The following is a 17340-nucleotide window of genomic DNA, read 5'->3' on the forward strand; positions in this document are numbered from 1 at the left end:
CGTTTTTTTAAGTGGAACTAGACCTAAACGATATAGGATTTTTTCTCTGATTCCTCTTGATTATTAATACCTTTTGTACGATAAACTTCTGAAATTACCATTAAGAAAATTATTGTAACAATTAAAATCGTCGAAATTGCATTTATTTCAGGTGTAACACCTTTTTTTACCATTCCATAAATATAAATTGGCAATGTAGTTGAACCTGGTCCTGAAACAAAGAAGCTTATGACAAAATCATCAATACTTAATGTAAAACATAAAAGTGCTGAAGCAATAATTCCAGGCATTAGCGCTGGTAAAGTTACAAATCTAAATGTCTGCCATGGTGTAGCACCTAAATCACTTGCAGCATCTTCTAAATCAGATGACATTCCTGAAAGTCGAGCTGCTAAAAGAATAATGACATATGAAATACAAAAAGTGACATGGGCAATAATAATTGTGATACTACCTAATTCAATATGAAAATTAGTAAATAGTATTAGTAACGAAAGCCCCATTAATATATCTGGAACGACAATTGGTAGGTAAACTAGCCCACTAATAAGATTTGAAAATTTATATTTATGCTTATGTAAGGCAAGTGCACAAATAGTACCAAGAATTGTTGAAAGGATTGTCGTTACAATAGCAATAAATAAACTATTCATTAAGGCATCAATAACTTGCGGGTTATGAAATAAATTTAAATACCAATCAAACGTAAATCCAGTCCACTGTGCATTAATCTTTGATTTATTAAATGAAAATAGTATTAATATCAAGATTGGTAAATATAAACAAATCAAGATAATTGTTGAAAATCCAATAAGTATAGGTTTTTTCATTTATTTTTCACCTCTACTTTTATCAGCACCAATATTTTTTGTAGCTAAATAGTATAGTCCTATTAAACCGATTGAAGTAATGACTAAGAAAATTGAAAGTGCGGAACCAAATGGCCAGTTTCTTGCTGCTAAGAATTGATTTTGAATGACATTTCCGATTAAAGCAACTTTTGATCCACCCATTACATCAGAAACGACAAACATACCAAATGAAGCAACAAAAACTAAAATACTACCTGCAAAAATCCCCTTCATCGTTAATGGAAGAGTTACATAGATAAAGGTTTGAAATGGAGTAGCTCCTAAATCATTAGCAGCGTCCAATTTTCGGTTATCCAATTGTTCAATTGCTACAAAGATCGGTAACACCATAAATGGTAATAATGTATAGACCATTCCCATTATGACTGATGGTGTATTATAAAGTAGTTGTAAAGGTTCTTTTATAATACCTAGTTGGATTAATAATGTGTTAATAATCCCTTTTGAACGAAGGATAACAATTAATGCATAAGATCTGACTAAGAAATTTATCCAAAAGGGTATTGTGATTAATAATAGTAAAATCCTCTGCCATTTTTCATTTACAACTGTAGCCGTATATGCATAAGGATATCCAATCAAAAGAGTTATTATTGTAGTTACTAAAGCAATCCAAAAAGTTGTCCATAAAACTTTTAAATAAAGTGGGTCAAAAACTTTTACAATATTTTCTAGTGTAAATGTTTTTTCAATTTCTCCGTACATTCCATTTTTCATAAATGCAAAACCAAAAATTAATAATAAAGGTACTAGAAAAAAAACTAATAGCCAGATAATCGTAGGTGCAATTATGTATTTTTCATTTCTCAATACATAATCACCTCATCTTCCGACTTCCAACTAATCTCAACTTTATCATTTCTATTAAAACTTGTTTGATCTGGCATTTGATAGACAATAATCGTTTGTTCATGTTTATGTAAATCAATAAAGATTTTATTTAGAGTCCCAACAAATTCTACATCTCTTATTATGCCTGAATAAGGATTATTCTCATTTGTAGCATGAGAAACTTTAATATTTTCTGGTCTAACCGCAATTTCTTTCACAGCTTTATCAAAGAAATTATTTTCACCAATAAATGTAGCAACAAATTTGCTTGCTGGATTTTGATAAATTTCTTTCGGTGTTCCGATTTGTTCGATTTTTCCGTTATTCATAACGACGATTCGATCACTCATGCTCATCGCTTCTTCTTGATCATGGGTTACATAGATAAAAGTAATTCCTAATTCGCGTTGAAGATTTTTTAGTTCCCTTTGTAAATCTTTACGAAGCTTAAAATCAAGTGCGCCTAGTGGTTCATCTAATAATAAGACTTTTGGATTGTTCACTATTGCACGAGCGATTGCAACCCTTTGCTGTTGTCCACCTGATAACTGACTAGGTTTACGATTTCTAAATTCAGTTAATTGAGTTAATCTCATTGCTTCGTCAGCACGGACCTTTTGCTCTTCTAACGAAATACCTTTCATTTTTAATCCGAATTGAATATTTCTTTCAACATTCATATGAGGAAATAATGCATAGTGTTGGAACACTAAATTCATATCCCTTTTATATGGAGGTAAACTATTAATTGCTTCTCCATTTAGTTTGATCACACCTGACGATGGTTCTTCAAAACCAGCAATCATTCTTAAAAGTGTCGTTTTCCCACAACCACTTGGTCCTAAGATTGTTAAGAATTCTCCAGAATAAATTTCTAATGAAAGTGGAGAAATGACATTATTTTCACTAAAATTTTTCTCGACTTGTTCAATTTCAATTATATTTTTCATTTTCGCGTCCCATCTATATTAATATTTTATTATTATGTAAAAATGAATAATTTATTTTCAAAATATAAAAAGCCCCTTTTGTCAAGGAGCTAAGAAACTAAGTTACAATTAACCTTTATTTTAACAATTTACGAATAAACCGTAAAGCGTTTTTTGTTGTATGATATCTAATTTTCAAGTCAATTTTAGTAGTTTGTAAAAGGACACTTTTTTCATGTGTAAAAGCTGCAAAACTATACTCACCATGATAATTTCCTGAACCACTTTCTCCTACCCCACCAAAAGGTAAATTCGGATTCGCCATATGATAAAGCGTATCGTTTACACAACCACCACCAAATGGAACTCTTTCAATTACTTTATTAGCGATTTGTTTACTTTCTGTAAAGATGTATAGTGCTAATGGCTTAGGGTGTTGATTTATTTCATTGATTACTTCATCTATATTTTCATAGGAAAGAATTGGTAAAATGGGACCGAATATTTCTTCAGACATAATTGGTGAATCCCAAGATAGATCTGAAATTAAAGTTGGTTCGATTTTATGGGATGATTGATCAAATTCCCCTCCATGTAGGATTTCACCATTATTCAAAAAGCCAACTAAACGATTAAAATGGCGATCACTGATGATCTTTGTATAATCATTATTTAACAAAGGCTTATCACTATAAAACTGAACAATTTCATTCTTTAATGCATCAATAAAATCCTTTTTTACTGATTTGTTGACATAAATATAATCTGGAGCAATACAAGTCTGTCCTGCATTTGTAAATTTCCCCCAAACAATTCTTTTCGCAGCTAGTTGGATATTCGAATCGCTATGTACAATTGTTGGGCTTTTCCCACCTAATTCAAGTATTAATGGTGTTAAATTTTTACTTGCTGCTTCCATCACAATTTTTCCAACTTGAACACTGCCAGTAAAAAAGATAAAATCAAATTTTTGTTGTAATAGTATCGTACTTTCTTCAATTCCACCATCAACTACTGCAATATATTCTTTATCAAAATTCTCATTAATTATTTTATTAATAATGATTGATGTATTTGGCGTTAATTCCGATGGTTTAATAATAGCAGTATTTCCCCCAATTATTGCACCAATTAATGGAGCCATCGTTAATTGAAAAGGATAATTCCAAGGCGAGATAATTAATGTTACTCCATACGGTTCTCTGTAAATATATCCTTTTGTACCAATATGCGTAATCGGAGTTTTAACTTTTTTAGGTTTCATCCATTTCTTTATCTGTTTGATTGCTTCCGATATTTCTTTTAAAGTAAATCCAATTTCAGTCATATAGGCTTCAAAATCTGACTTATTTAAATCCTTTTTTAAGGCTATTTTTATTTCTTCCTCGTTCTCTACGATTGATTTATATAATTTTTTTAATTGTTCAATTCGAAAATTTGAGGTTTTAGTTGAACCAGTCTGAAAAAATGCTTTTTGCTTAGTTACTAATTGTGTAATTTCAGATGCTTTATATGTACTTTCCAAAATCATCACATCCTTTTTTAGTCCAATAGTTTAAACGTATAATCTAATGCTAAATTAAAATCTCACATAAAGTCAATAATTCTGTGAATACTATTATTAATATTAACTAGTGTAGGAATCGAAATATTAACTTTGTTAAGGGAATGTAAAGATATTGTAAATTTGTAAATTAATTAAACGTTTTTAATTGATTAATTTCAAAAACCAATTATTATTATTAAAGTGGCCTTTACTTTTTTCGACATTTTTACATAGTTTCTGACATTTTAAAATTAACTGACAAATGTGAAGGTGATAATAAATTATATGTTTTAGTTGGAGGAATCATAATGTTTTTTGGACAAAAAAAGGATGTATTCTTTGAAAAGCTTTTAGGTATAGCTGAAAACTTGCACGTTTCATCAAAGTATTACGTTGAATTTAAAATAAAAAATGCAAGCGACTTAAAGAAGTTTCAAGAAGAAATGAAAGAATATGAAACAAAAGGTGATAAGTTTATTCACTCTTTAATCGTTGAATTAAACAAAACCTTTATTACTCCAATTGAGCGAGAAGATATTTTACAACTTGCAATGAAAATGGATGATGTTTTAGATGGATTTGAACATTGTTCAGCTCGATTTGAAATGTATTCAATCACATCTGCTGATGAATATATGGTTAAATTCGTTGATATTCTTCAAAAAGCTGTTGAAGAAATTTTACTTGCAGTTAAATTACTTTCAAATAAAAAATTATTAGAAATCCGCGTTCATGCAATCAAAATTAAGGATTATGAGTCTCAATGTGATGAGCTATTACGTACATCAATAAAACAATTATTTATGAATGAAAAAGATCCTATTAAAATTATTCAGTATAAAGAAATCTACGAAAATCTAGAATCTGTAGCTGATAGTGCGCAGGATGTAGCAAACACACTTGAGCAAATTATCATGCGAAATGCGTAAGGAGTCATAAAATGGAGCATTTATTTTTACTTACGATATTAATCGTGATTTTTGCATTTTTGTTTGATTTTATTAATGGATTTCATGATACTGCAAATGCTATTGCAACGTCCGTTTCAACGAAGGCTTTGAAACCACGTACAGCTATTTTAATAGCAGCTCTAATGAATTTCATTGGTGCAATCACATTTACAGGAGTTGCCAAAACGATTACGACTGGTATCGTTGATCCGATTACAATTGAAGGTTCAAATGGACTAGTTGTCGTAATCGCTGCTTTATTAGGCGGTATCTTTTGGAACTTATTAACTTGGTATTTTGGTATTCCAAGTAGTTCTTCTCATGCAATCATTGGTGCAATAGCCGGTGCCGCTGTCTCAGCAAAAGGATTTGGCGTTTTAGAGGCGGATGGTTTTGTTAAAATTATCGAAGCTTTATTAATTTCCCCTGTTATTGCAATTACACTTGGTTTTATCGTAATGACAATTTTAGCAACTATTTTTAGACGTTCTAACCTATCTAAAACTAATAAAGGCTTTAGACTAGTTCAAATTTTCACTGCTTCTTTACAGTCATTTACTCACGGTACAAATGATGCACAAAAAGCAATGGGAATTATCATGATCGCTTTAATTGCCGCTAAAATTGAACCAGCAGGTGCAGACGTTCCTTTATGGGTACGTATCGGTTGTGCTATGGCAATGGCTATTGGTACTTCAGTTGGTGGATGGAAAATTATTAAAACTGTTGGTGGTAAAATCATGAAAATTCGCCCGATTAATGGTGCAGCAGCTGACTTATCTTCAGCAGCTATTATTTTCACATTTACTGCTTTACATTTACCAGTAAGTACAACTCACGTAATTTCATCTTCTATTATGGGGGTAGGTTCTGCTCAACGTGTTAAAGATGTAAACTGGGGTACTGCGAAACGTATGGTAATTACTTGGATTATTACAATCCCAATTTCAGCAACAGTGGCTGCAATTTTCTATCAAATTCTAAAATTAATCTTACTTTAATGATAAAAAGGCGAAACGTAAAAAATACGATTCGCCTTTTTTATTTACATATATTCTCTTTTCCTTTTTGGTTTTGTAATAAAAAATATTAACACCAAAAGTAAAATTACCGATCCTGCAATGATAAATGTATTCATAGAAAGGATGGTCGGTCTGTCATATGATTTAGCAGCTAATAACTCAGTACTGAACAGTTCTTCGTTATTCGTCCATACTTCAACCTTACCAATTTTTTGATTTTTAGAAATTCCATTTTCCTTGTATGACTTATCTATTGCATTTAAAGGTTTTATTTTAATATCGTAATTTGTATTCGCGCCTAGTGCAGTTAAAAAGGATAAATCGTTTGGTATTTTTGTTTGAATTAGATCATTTCTAATTTTTAATTCTCGCTGCCAATCACTTTGTTTTATAAGCGTTTTTTTATGGATTCTTGAAAATGCATAAGAATCTAATAACTTAATATCTTGAAGATATTGCGGTTTTGATGAACGTAATAAAATATTAATAATCATTTGGCCGTCTTTTTTATCTATTTCAATTAAAGTATTCCTAGCAGAATCTGTATATCCTGTTTTCCCCGCATAAAAGTAAGGATTTTTAAACATTTTTCCTCGATTAAAAATATATACATTTTTTTGCTTAGATGTACTAATACGAGCGTCTTTTGTACCCATTGCTTTAATGATTAATGGGTATTTTAAAGCTTCTTTTGTAATTAAAGCTAAATCATGTGCAGTTGTATAATGATTTACATTGTGAAGACCATTTGGATTCATGAAATTTGTGTGATTTGCGCCAATCTTTTTAGCTTTTGCATTCATCATTTTTACAAAGTGATCCATATTTCCGCCAACTCGTTCACCCATAGCATATGCTAAATCATTGGCACTTAAAATCATCATTGTTTTTAATGCTGTATTTCGATCTAAAACTTCGCCTTCAGAAAAAAGAATTTGAGAATTACTTTTTTCTTCTTGGATGCTTCTTTTAGTCATTTGAATTTTATCATTCTCTTTTAAATGATCCATCATAACCATTGCGGTCATTATTTTAGTTGTGCTAGCTGGGAAATCAACTTTATCTGCGTTCTTACTATAAATTACTTCGCCACTATCAGCCAATATTGAAATTGCTTTATCACTAAATAGCTTTTTTTCTTCTGCGTGTACAGTTTTTTGTATAAAGAAGCTACTAATTAAGCTTATACTAAGACATAATTTTATAATATTTTTAAAAGTAGATTTCATGAACACTAAATCTCCTTTGAACTTTTTTCATTTAGTTATTTCGTACAGGTTACATAACTCAAGTTTAAATAACACTACTCTATAAAAGAGGATTGGATTAAAAAAACAATAATGCACCTATTATAACCTTTTCATACTAATGTCTCAACTTACTTAAATTAGTAGTATTTTTCAGTTAAAATAAAATATATCGGTTATTTCCCGGAAAATCGACATATTTAATACTTTAATTTATCAATATATTTTAATCCCTCCCTTTTGCTTAAAGGTGATAAATTCGTTTGATTGATAAATAATTCAACCTCTTTAGGATTGATATAGGAATACTCTCTCAATGCCCAACCTATTGCTTTTTGAATGAAAAATTCTTTGCTTTCTTGGAGCTGGCGGCAATAATGAAATAAACGCTCCTGATCCGTTTTCTCCTTAAACTTCATTTGAAATAATAACGCTACTCTATTCAGCCACATATTATCTGAAGACATCCACCTATTAGCATACTCATCAATCAATTCTGGATAGATTAAAAAATGATAACTAATTAATCGTCCAGCAATAGTATCAACGGTATCCCACCAAGACTTTTCGACTACTAGTTTTTCATATACTTTAATCCTTTCGAGCTCCGCTTTTTTATACTGGCGATCTAAACATGTTAATGCAATATATTGAAATTCTCTTTCCTCTAAGTTCCAAATATCGATTATTGATTTTAAATTCGGTGGTTCACCATTACTCATTCGAAACTGTTTCAGCAGTTCATTTCGTTCTGGTGCTTTAATACCTAAAAATGTAAATCTTTTTTTCATATACGCTTCCATTGCGGGCCGATTTTTATTATTTTTGTGTTCTTTAAAAAATCTCATTAACTCTGTTGAATAGTTGTCCATTCTACACTCCCTACTGATTACAAATTAATTATCATCTTTTAAAATTTTCTTAGCATAGCAGCTTATTAGATACAATTATCATTTCTTCTATTATAAATGAGCATAAAGTTTAATGAAAAGTGTATAAGGCAAAATTGTGTAAATTTTCCGAAGATTGGTTTATGATAGATACGTTAATAAGAAAGGAGGATATTATGCAACCAGCAGTTAATACAAAGGTTATTAATCAGTCAACAATGTATCAAATTTTATTTGCAATCAGTTTAGGCCATTTATTAAATGATTCTATGCAAGCAGTTGTACCGGCCATATTTCCAATTTTAGAAAAGACTATGAATTTAACTTATACAGAAATTGGATTCATAGCCTTTGCGCTAAATATGACTTCCTCTGTAATGCAACCCGTTTTTGGGATTTTTTCCGATCGAAAGCCTTCACCATTTCTCCTACCGATTGGAATGGCATCCAGTCTACTCGGAATGCTTTGCTTAGCATTTGCACCTAATTTATTTATTGTATTATTATCAGTTCTATTAATTGGTATAGGTTCTGCCATCTTCCACCCAGAAGGCTCAAAAGTAGCCTTTTTAGCGTCTGGTTCAAAAAGAGGACTCTCGCAAGCTATCTACCAGGTAGGCGGAAATACAGGGAATTCACTGGCGCCAATCTTTACAGCGCTAATTTTCGTACCACTAGGACAAAAAGGTGCTGCATGGTTTACAATCCTAGCTGCAATTGGAATTTGTGTATTAATTTACGTATCCACATGGTATCGAAATAAATTGAAGGAAAACCCGTTTAAATTAAAAGGTAAAGGTCAATCTTCTGGTGAAAATATCAAAATTACATCTGCTGTAAAATTTGCTATTATCCTGCTAGTATTTATTACATTTGCCCGTTCGTGGTACTCAGCAGGCATAGGAAATTATTATCAGTTTTACTTAATTAAAAGTTATGGTTTATCGATTAAAAGTACACAATTATATTTATTTATCTTTATGATTGCAGGCGTAATAGGTACTTTCATAGGTGGAACGCTAGCTGATCGCTTCGGAAAACGGAATATGATTTTATTTTCATTAGTTGGTACATTTCCATTAGCATTATTATTACCTCATATCTCTTTACTGGCAGTTATTCCAATATTATTTTTAATTGGGATTATTAGTTCAAGTTCTTTTAGTGTAATTGTTGTTTACGCTCAAGAACTCGTTCCTGGAAAAGTTGGTTTAGTAAGTGGATTAATAGTTGGTTTAGCATTTGGAATGGGTGCTTTAGGAGCAGTATTATTAGGTGTAATTGCCGATGCAACTAGCCTAAAATTCGTAATGAATTTGTGTAGCTTCTTACCACTATTAGGTCTAGTAGCTTTTATGCTGCCAAATGATCGAAAAAAATCAGCTTAAGTAGGGATATATTTTCCAAAAAGGCTGTCTATATGACTGCCTTTTGATTTTAGTCAATATACAAAAACTTAAGTTTAAAGAATGATAAACGAGTATCAATTTCATCCTTTTGTTACTCCATTTTATCTGCTGTACATATCAAGTAAAATCCTCCCTGATTGATCAGGAAGGATTTTTATTTACTCCATATTATTTAACATATATTGTATATTTCCTCATCCAAGGTCGAAGCGATCTGCATTCATGACTTTAACCCATGCAGCGATAAAATCACGCACAAACTTCTCTTTGTTATCGTCTTGAGCATATATTTCTACTATCGCACGTAACACTGAATTTGAACCAAACACTAAATCAACACTAGTTGCAGTACGTACTTTCTCACCAGACTTACGATCACGTCCTTCAAAAACATCTCCGTCTACAGGCGTCCACGCAATTCCCATGTCTAGCAAGTTTACAAAGAAGTCATTAGTAAGTGTACCAACTCGGTCAGTAAATACACCGTATTGTGTGCCATTATAGTTTGTACCTAGTACGCGCATACCACCTATGAGTGCAGTCATTTCAGGTGCAGTTAGGCCTAACAATTGTGCCTTATCTACTAATAGCTCTGCTGAATTTACACTATATTGTTTCTTTTGATAGTTTCGGAAACCATCAGCGATCGGCTCTAGCACTGCAAAACTTTCTATATCTGTTTGCTTTTGTATTGCATCTCCACGTCCTGGAGTAAATGGAACTTTTACATCAAAACCTGCATCTTGTGCAGCTTTTTCTACCGCGGCACTACCACCAAGTACAATCAAGTCGGCTAGGCTGACTTTCTTATGTAGATGGTTTTGAACGCTCTCTAATACATTCAGTACCTTTGCAAGTTGATCAGGCTGATTTACTTCCCAATCCTTCTGTGGAGATAGTCGAATTCGAGCTCCATTAGCACCTCCACGCATATCTGAGCCACGGAATGTACTTGCAGAAGCCCAAGCAGTATTTACTAACTCGCTAATAGTAAGCTCTGTATCTAGGATCATTAATTTGATCTTTTCAACTTCTGCAGCAGATATATCGTATTCAGAAGCAGGTACTGGATCTTGCCAAATTAAAACTTCTTCTGGGACTTCTGGTCCTAAATATCTTGAACGTGGTCCCATATCTCTGTGCGTTAGTTTAAACCACGCACGAGCAAATACATCAGCAAAATCATCTGGATTTTCATGGAAACGACGAGATATCTTTTCGTATTCTGGATCAAAACGCAATGCCATATCAGCTGTAGTCATCATGGTAGGAACACGAACGGTTGGATCTTCTGCATCTGGAGCAAGATCCTTCTCTTCAGGATTTACTGCAAGCCACTGGAACGCACCTGCTGGGCTCTTTGTAAGCCACCATTGATATCCAAACAATAAGTCAAAGTAACCATTATCCCACTTTGTTGGGTTTGCAGTCCAAGCACCTTCAATACCGCTAGTGATGGTGTCACGACCTTTACCAGAGCCATGAGTACTTAGCCAGCCTAATCCTTGGGAATGAATCGGAGCTGCTTCTGGCTCTGGTCCAACATGAGCAGCATCCCCTGCGCCGTGAGCTTTACCAAAAGTATGCCCTCCAGCGATTAGTGCAACTGTTTCTTCATCATTCATTCCCATTCGAGCAAAGGTTTCGCGTATGTCACGGCCACTTGCAATAGGATCTGGATTACCGTTTGGTCCTTCTGGGTTAACATAGATAAGACCCATCTGAACAGCAGCCAGTGGATTCTCAAGGTCACGATCACCCTTGTAACGCTTATCCCCTAGCCATTCCGTTTCATTACCCCAGTAGACGTCTTCTTCTGGATGCCAAACGTCTTTGCGTCCTCCTCCAAAACCAAATGTTTTACCGCCCATTGATTCAATAGCAACATTACCTGTTAGTATAAATAAATCAGCCCAAGAAATTTTGTTACCATATTTTTGCTTAATCGGCCAAAGCAGTCGACGTGCTTTATCGAGATTTCCGTTGTCAGGCCAACTATTAAGTGGAGCAAAACGCTGTGTACCTGTTCCTCCTCCACCACGGCCATCACCCGTACGATATGTACCTGCTGAGTGCCAAGCCATACGTATAAAGAATGGACCATAATGTCCATAATCAGCAGGCCACCAATCTTGACTGTCTGTCATTAGATTGTGAAGATCCTGTTTAATCGCTTGATAGTCTAACTTTTTAAATGCTTCTGCATAATTAAATTCTTCATCCATAGGGTTTGATTTTCTGTCATTCTGATGTAGAATGTTCAAATTTAACTGGTTTGGCCACCAGTCTTTATTTACTGTACCAGCTGATTTCGGAGTAGTAGTGCTACCATGATTAAACGGGCACTTTGCAATGTTTGAATTGTCATTCATTTCCATACTTTTTTCCTCCTTAAAAGTAAATAAATACCCAATAATTATGTATCTTGTATTACTTTTCAAACAAGATATGATTAATTATTATGCAATCATTATATTAGACTATTACATATATTAATAGAAATAAGTATCACAAATAAGATATTATTCATAACATTGTGAACAATCGATGACATTAACTTTTTTTGCGCAATACTTTGTCCAGTTCAAACCTTATCCATCATTGTTTTAATGTAATTGTTCATAAGTATAAACACGAATATTTTTAATTACTTACTTCTACATACAATACAAAACGACCTGCTATTTAATTGATTTACCGCTTTTTTATTTTTCTTAATTAATTGATTTTGCAAGTAAGAACTTCAAAATCTACCTTTTTAAAAAGCAAAAAAAGCTCTTCGAATGTCGAAGAGCTTTTCACTATTACATACCCCAAACTAATGTCCAAAGAGTACCAAAGACAATTGCTACTGCAATAAATACTGCGTAACCTAAATTGATATATAATACACTTTTATTTTCATTTTCATTCATATGCATGAAAACAATTAACTGAAGACCGCCTTGTAATAATGCAGTGACAATTAAAATAATAAATGAAACTTTAAACGGTAAATCTAAATAGTAAACACTTAAAGCGATGATTGTTAGAACAAGTGATTGGATGAAGCCAACCACTTGATGCTTAGGGAATAATGCGCTCATCCAATCAGTCCTTTCACGTAAACAAAACTAAAGATAAAGATCCATACTACGTCTAAGAAGTGCCAGTATAATGAATAAATAAATGTTTTGTTTGCTGTAGTTTCTGTAATTCCTTCACGAGAAACTTGAATTAAGATTGCAATACCCCATAACATACCGAATGATACGTGGGCACCGTGAGTACCTAATAATACGAATAATGCTGATAATGCTCCACTACTTTGGATTGTTGCACCTTCATGAACATAAGTAAAGAACTCTGTAATCTCTACTCCTAGGAAGACTGCTCCTAAAGCTAGTGTTAATACAAGGAAGCTTATAAAAGCTTTTTTGTGATTTAATTTTATTGCGTTTACGACTAAACCAATCGTAAAACTACTTGTTAATAGGGCAAATGTTTCTATCATTACACCTTTCATCTCAAATAATTCTTTTTGAGTAGGTGCTGAACCAGTGTTATTTGCTAGAGTGAAGTAAACCGCGAACAATGTTCCGAATAAGGCAATCTCAGCTCCTAAAAATATCCAGAAGCCTAAAATCTTATTAGAACTCTCTTCACCTAGACTATACAGAGGCCTGCTGCTCATAGTGATCACCTCGTAATTTTTTCTCTGTTTCAATAATTTCTTCTTTATGAATATGGTAGCCATGATCGCGTTGGAAAGAACGTGCAATTAAGCATAGTGCGACAGGAACCGCAAATACAATCATTGGTACCCACCATTCAAATATTAAGAAGAAACCAAATGCCATAAATGCTGCACCTAATATGAATGGTATACCACTATTACTTGGCATATGAATATCTGTAATCTCGCCTTCAAGTAAAGATTTACCTTCTTTTTTAGCTTTCCAGAATGGATCTAAAGAATCAACTTTTGGAATAACTGCGAAATTATAAGGAGCAATTGGACTGCTTGTAGCCCACTCTAATGTTCTTGCATTCCATGGATCACCAGTTGTTTCTCTTGGTGCGTAACGTACACTGTAATAAATATTATAAACAAGTAAAACGAATCCGATTGCTAACCCAACAGCTCCAATTGTAGCAATCATATTTAATGGTCCGAAACCTGACTCTGCACTATAAGTATAAGTACGTCGAGTCATACCTTTTAATCCTAATAAGAATAATGGGAAGAATGTTACGTTAAAGCTAACGATAATTGTCCAGAACGTAATCTTACCAATTTTTTCATCTAATTTAAATCCAAATACTTTAGGGAACCAATAGTAGAATCCTGCGATTACCGCAAAAACAGTACCTGGGATTAATACATAATGGAAGTGAGCAACTAAGAACATCGTATTATGATATTGGTAGTCAGCACTTGCCATAGCTAGCATTACACCTGTAACGCCACCGATTGTAAAGATCGGAATAAATGCTAGTGAGTACAACATTGGAACAGTAAATTCGATTTTACCTTTTCTTAATGTAAACAACCAGTTAAAGATTTTAACACCGGTTGGTATACTAATCGCCATTGTTGTAATACTAAAGAAGCCATTTACAACAGAGCCTTGACCCATTGTATAGAAATGGTGAACCCATACAAGGAAACTTAAAGCAGAAATAGCAATCATACTGACAACCATGCTCTTATATCCGTATAAATTCTTTCTTGAGAAAGTAGCAATAATTTCACTATATATACCGAAAGCTGGGAGAATAACGATGTAAACTTCAGGATGACCCCAAATCCAGAATAAGTTCGCCCATAGCATATCGTTACCATGTGCCATCGTAAAGAATTGAGTACCAAATTCACGATCAAACATCATTAATGCTAGAGCTACAGTTAATACTGGGAATGCGAATACGATAATAACGTTTGTAATTAAGATACTCCATGTAAACATTGGCAATTTCATTAATTTCAAGCCTGGAGCTCGCATTTTTAATATTGTAACGATAAAGTTAATACCAGTCATTAAAGTACCTAGACCAGCGATTTGAAGTGATATCGCATAATAGTTATTCCCAACACCTGGGCTGAATTCCTTACTAGCTAGTGGGAAATAAGCTGTCCAACCAGCATCAGGTGATCCACCGATAACAAAGCTTAAGTTTAAAAGCATTGCACCTGCAAAGAATAACCAGAAACTAACTGCATTTAAGTAAGGGAATGCTACGTCACGAGCTCCGATTTGTAAAGGAATAACGATGTTCATTAATCCAATAATGAAAGGCATCGCCATGAACAGAATCATGATTAAGCCGTGAGTTGTAAAAATTTCATTATAATGTTGTGCATCTAATATTTTTAAATCTGGTCCTGCTAATTGTGCTCTCATCAGTAACGCATCTACTCCACCACGGAATAGCATTAATAATGCACACAGAATATACATTACACCGATACGTTTATGGTCAACAGTTGTTAACCATTCTTTCCATAAATAACCCCATTTTTTAAATTTGGTTAAACCAATTACAATAGCAATAGATACAACAACGATACTCACCATTGCGCCATAGATCATTGGTTCACCTGTTACAAAAAAGTGATCCCATTTAAAGCCCATTATTTCATCCCCTCCATATTATCCATGTCATGGTGATCAGATGAATCCTTCATAGAACCATGTTGATGTCCTGCATTTTTTCCTTCTGGAGCTGGTCTAAATCCTAAATGAGTCGAAGTATATGTCTTTCTACCTAAATGCTCAATTTTTAGTAATTTATTAAACTCTGTTTCTGTTAAAGCAGGAGCTGTTTCTTTAACGTCCTTAACCCAGCCGTTAAAATCCTTATTATTCATTGCTAGTACTTCAAATTCCATTCCAGCAAAGCCTTTACCATTGAAGTTACTGTTCTTACCAATATAAGAACCTTCATTTGAAGCAACAAAATTTAATTTAGTTACCATGTCACTCATTGCATATTTTTGTCCACCTAATTGTGGAATCCAAAAACTTGTAATAGGACCGAATGAATAAAGTCTGAATTCTACATTTCTATTCGTTGGAATATTTACATAGTTAACAGTTTCAATTCCTTGTTCAGGATAAGAGAAATGCCATTTCCAGTTTGAAGAACTTGCATAAATAACAAGTGGTTTATCATTTTCATGACCTTTTGGTACACTTTCAACTGCATTTGTTGTTTTAACAGTTACTACTGATAAAACTGCAACAATAATTATTGGGATAACAGTCCAAATAATTTCTAGTGTTTTACTTCCCTCTTCATGAGGAGGTTCGTAATCTTTTGGAAGTTTACTAGCACGATATTTATATAGAATAACAATATAAAGAATGTAAACTACTAGTAAAACTCCTAACATCATCAACATCGAGAAGATAATCGTATCCGCTTGCGTTTTAGCAACTGGACCCTTTGGATTAAGAACTGCAATCTTATCACAAGCACCCATTACTAATGCAACCAGCATAATCATCATGCCCATTAGAAATTTTTTCATTTCGCTCTTCCTTCCTATAACGTAAGTAAAAAGTTCAAAATAGTTTTTTTGAATTATTTCTTAGATAAGTATTTTTATAAATTGTCACTAAAATGACAAACAATGTCCACAGTTATAGTAAGATACTTTAATTAAAAAAACAAACAATTAATTTCCATTTTGGAAGGAAAAAAAGAGTGTTCACATTTTAGACATATTTGAAAATACGGTATTTTCTACAAAACCTATTTATATCAATGGTTTAACACATTTGCTCATTTATTCACAACGTTCACATTTTAGACAAATATTAGATTTTGATTAACTTTTTGTTCACATTTCGAAACTTACATATTAGTAAATTAGTATAATAATTTTTATGGTATTTCACGAAATAATCTGTATTTTCACACAAAAAAATAACGCAGAATAATCTGCGTCAAAAAACAGGGTTATTAATTTGGAGAAGAGAAAAACTACTGTCCTAGCGCGTTCTTCTCTTCTTTAGGGTTTTTGGGGGTTCTAGGGTCGCATTCCACATTTTACTTTTTAATGTGTATACAAACGAAGAACTAAGAAAAACAATAGCGTATTTCTTAAACTTCTTTTATTAATCTTAGATTAACATAAGTGAAAATGATTATCAATACCAATTATTGGTTTTTTTATCTACAGAAATATTCTAAATAGCAAATGACTCATTTAATTTTCAAAGTAATTTAAGTTATAATTGTAGAAAAAAGGTGGGACATTTATGCCTCAATTATTAATTAAAGGGATTTCAACTGATGATATTTGCAAAATTAGTAAGTCTTTAATCGAAGAACTCGCAGTGGTTTGTGAATGTGGAGCTGATAATTTTACGATTGATTGTATTCATTCAACTTCAATTTTTAATGGTGAAATTGTAGAAAGCTTTCCATTCATTGAAGTAAAATGGTTTGAACGTGGTGGTGAAACTAGAGATCGTTTCGCAGCTACAATCGAAAAACATATTAACACATTGAAAATTCCTGAATTTGAAATTGCTTTTATTACCTATCAAGAAGATAGTTATTATATAAATGGGAAGAAATTTCCATAATGATATTTTAAAATAATTTAGGTCAGCGGAGCAGCTGACCTTTTTTTTTTTGAAAATCGATATTTCC

General features: G+C 32.8%; 15 protein-coding genes. 4 read left to right on the forward strand and 11 right to left on the reverse strand.

Annotated elements, in window-relative coordinates:
• Positions 1-23: 23 nt before the first annotated feature.
• The 4 genes from CN946_RS15525 to CN946_RS15540 all read right to left on the reverse strand — a co-directional run bounded on the left by CN946_RS15525 (position 24) and on the right by CN946_RS15540 (position 4163).
• A complete protein-coding gene (locus tag CN946_RS15525) occupies positions 24-830 on the reverse strand; it encodes an ABC transporter permease (protein WP_098861959.1) in 807 nt (268 codons plus the stop codon).
• Positions 831-1682, reverse strand: coding sequence for an ABC transporter permease (locus tag CN946_RS15530; protein ID WP_353616025.1), 852 nt, complete (start codon positions 1680-1682; stop codon positions 831-833).
• Positions 1679-2653, reverse strand: coding sequence for an ABC transporter ATP-binding protein (locus tag CN946_RS15535; RefSeq protein WP_098861960.1), 975 nt, complete (start codon positions 2651-2653; stop codon positions 1679-1681). Before CN946_RS15535 ends, CN946_RS15530 begins: the two co-directional genes overlap by 4 nt.
• A 115-nt stretch (positions 2654-2768) precedes the next feature.
• Entirely contained in the window at positions 2769-4163 is a 1395-nt protein-coding gene (locus CN946_RS15540) for an aldehyde dehydrogenase (protein ID WP_098861961.1), read from the reverse strand.
• A gap of 323 nt (positions 4164-4486) precedes the next feature.
• On the opposite strand from CN946_RS15540, the gene CN946_RS15545 reads away from it, so the two are divergent.
• A complete protein-coding gene (locus CN946_RS15545; RefSeq protein WP_098429972.1) occupies positions 4487-5107 on the forward strand; it encodes a DUF47 domain-containing protein in 621 nt (206 codons plus the stop codon).
• Positions 5108-5118: 11 nt separating this feature from the next.
• Positions 5119-6129, forward strand: coding sequence for an inorganic phosphate transporter (locus tag CN946_RS15550; protein WP_098861962.1), 1011 nt, complete (start codon positions 5119-5121; stop codon positions 6127-6129).
• Positions 6130-6173: 44 nt separating this feature from the next.
• Here CN946_RS15550 and CN946_RS15555 read toward each other — a convergent pair whose 3' ends face one another.
• Both CN946_RS15555 and CN946_RS15560 read right to left on the reverse strand, forming a co-directional pair.
• On the reverse strand, positions 6174-7379 hold the full coding sequence (locus CN946_RS15555; protein ID WP_098861963.1) for a D-alanyl-D-alanine carboxypeptidase family protein: 1206 nt from the start codon (positions 7377-7379) through the stop codon (positions 6174-6176).
• Between the two features lie 218 nt (positions 7380-7597).
• The gene (locus CN946_RS15560) at positions 7598-8269 is read right to left on the reverse strand and encodes a DNA alkylation repair protein (protein ID WP_098861964.1); all 672 of its coding nucleotides are present in this window, start codon (positions 8267-8269) and stop codon (positions 7598-7600) included.
• A 194-nt stretch (positions 8270-8463) separates the two neighbouring features.
• Here CN946_RS15560 and CN946_RS15565 point away from each other — a divergent pair, with 194 nt between their 5' ends.
• A complete protein-coding gene (locus CN946_RS15565) occupies positions 8464-9675 on the forward strand; it encodes an MFS transporter (RefSeq protein ID WP_098861965.1) in 1212 nt (403 codons plus the stop codon).
• A gap of 215 nt (positions 9676-9890) precedes the next feature.
• On the opposite strand, the gene katG is transcribed toward CN946_RS15565, so the two are convergent.
• From katG to qoxA, 5 genes are all read right to left on the reverse strand, one after another.
• On the reverse strand, positions 9891-12074 hold the full coding sequence (gene katG, locus CN946_RS15570) for a catalase/peroxidase HPI (protein ID WP_098861966.1): 2184 nt from the start codon (positions 12072-12074) through the stop codon (positions 9891-9893).
• A 426-nt stretch (positions 12075-12500) separates the two neighbouring features.
• Positions 12501-12782: a cytochrome aa3 quinol oxidase subunit IV gene (qoxD, locus tag CN946_RS15575; RefSeq protein WP_098861967.1), complete on the reverse strand. Its 282-nt coding sequence runs from the start codon at positions 12780-12782 to the stop codon at positions 12501-12503.
• A complete protein-coding gene (locus CN946_RS15580; RefSeq protein ID WP_025672298.1) occupies positions 12779-13369 on the reverse strand; it encodes a cytochrome c oxidase subunit 3 in 591 nt (196 codons plus the stop codon). Before CN946_RS15580 ends, qoxD begins: the two co-directional genes overlap by 4 nt.
• Positions 13347-15311, reverse strand: coding sequence for a cytochrome aa3 quinol oxidase subunit I (gene qoxB / locus CN946_RS15585; RefSeq protein ID WP_098861968.1), 1965 nt, complete (start codon positions 15309-15311; stop codon positions 13347-13349). Before qoxB ends, CN946_RS15580 begins: the two co-directional genes overlap by 23 nt.
• Positions 15311-16210, reverse strand: a complete 900-nt coding sequence (gene qoxA / locus CN946_RS15590) for a cytochrome aa3 quinol oxidase subunit II (protein ID WP_097975828.1) — start codon at positions 16208-16210, stop codon at positions 15311-15313. The genes qoxB and qoxA overlap by 1 nt, the downstream gene beginning before the upstream one ends.
• Positions 16211-16943: 733 nt before the next feature.
• On the opposite strand from qoxA, the gene CN946_RS15595 reads away from it, so the two are divergent.
• The gene (locus tag CN946_RS15595) at positions 16944-17273 is read left to right on the forward strand and encodes a DUF1904 family protein (protein WP_098861969.1); all 330 of its coding nucleotides are present in this window, start codon (positions 16944-16946) and stop codon (positions 17271-17273) included.
• The last annotated feature ends 67 nt before the right edge of the window (positions 17274-17340 follow it).

The sequence above is a fragment of the Bacillus sp. AFS053548 genome, assembly GCF_002575105.1.
GTDB lineage: Bacteria > Bacillota > Bacilli > Bacillales > Bacillaceae_G > Gottfriedia.

Coding starts and splice junctions, on each gene's coding strand:
- CN946_RS15525 (WP_098861959.1), bottom strand. CDS start 830: ATGAAAAAACCTATACTTATTGGATTTTCAACAATTATCTTGATTTGT.
- CN946_RS15535 (WP_098861960.1), bottom strand. CDS start 2,653: ATGAAAAATATAATTGAAATTGAACAAGTCGAGAAAAATTTTAGTGAA.
- CN946_RS15540 (WP_098861961.1), bottom strand. CDS start 4,163: ATGATTTTGGAAAGTACATATAAAGCATCTGAAATTACACAATTAGTA.
- CN946_RS15545 (WP_098429972.1), top strand. CDS start 4,487: ATGTTTTTTGGACAAAAAAAGGATGTATTCTTTGAAAAGCTTTTAGGT.
- CN946_RS15550 (WP_098861962.1), top strand. CDS start 5,119: ATGGAGCATTTATTTTTACTTACGATATTAATCGTGATTTTTGCATTT.
- CN946_RS15555 (WP_098861963.1), bottom strand. CDS start 7,379: ATGAAATCTACTTTTAAAAATATTATAAAATTATGTCTTAGTATAAGC.
- CN946_RS15560 (WP_098861964.1), bottom strand. CDS start 8,269: ATGGACAACTATTCAACAGAGTTAATGAGATTTTTTAAAGAACACAAA.
- CN946_RS15565 (WP_098861965.1), top strand. CDS start 8,464: ATGCAACCAGCAGTTAATACAAAGGTTATTAATCAGTCAACAATGTAT.
- katG (WP_098861966.1), bottom strand. CDS start 12,074: ATGGAAATGAATGACAATTCAAACATTGCAAAGTGCCCGTTTAATCAT.
- qoxD (WP_098861967.1), bottom strand. CDS start 12,782: ATGAGCGCATTATTCCCTAAGCATCAAGTGGTTGGCTTCATCCAATCA.
- CN946_RS15580 (WP_025672298.1), bottom strand. CDS start 13,369: ATGAGCAGCAGGCCTCTGTATAGTCTAGGTGAAGAGAGTTCTAATAAG.
- qoxB (WP_098861968.1), bottom strand. CDS start 15,311: ATGGGCTTTAAATGGGATCACTTTTTTGTAACAGGTGAACCAATGATC.
- qoxA (WP_097975828.1), bottom strand. CDS start 16,210: ATGAAAAAATTTCTAATGGGCATGATGATTATGCTGGTTGCATTAGTA.
- CN946_RS15595 (WP_098861969.1), top strand. CDS start 16,944: ATGCCTCAATTATTAATTAAAGGGATTTCAACTGATGATATTTGCAAA.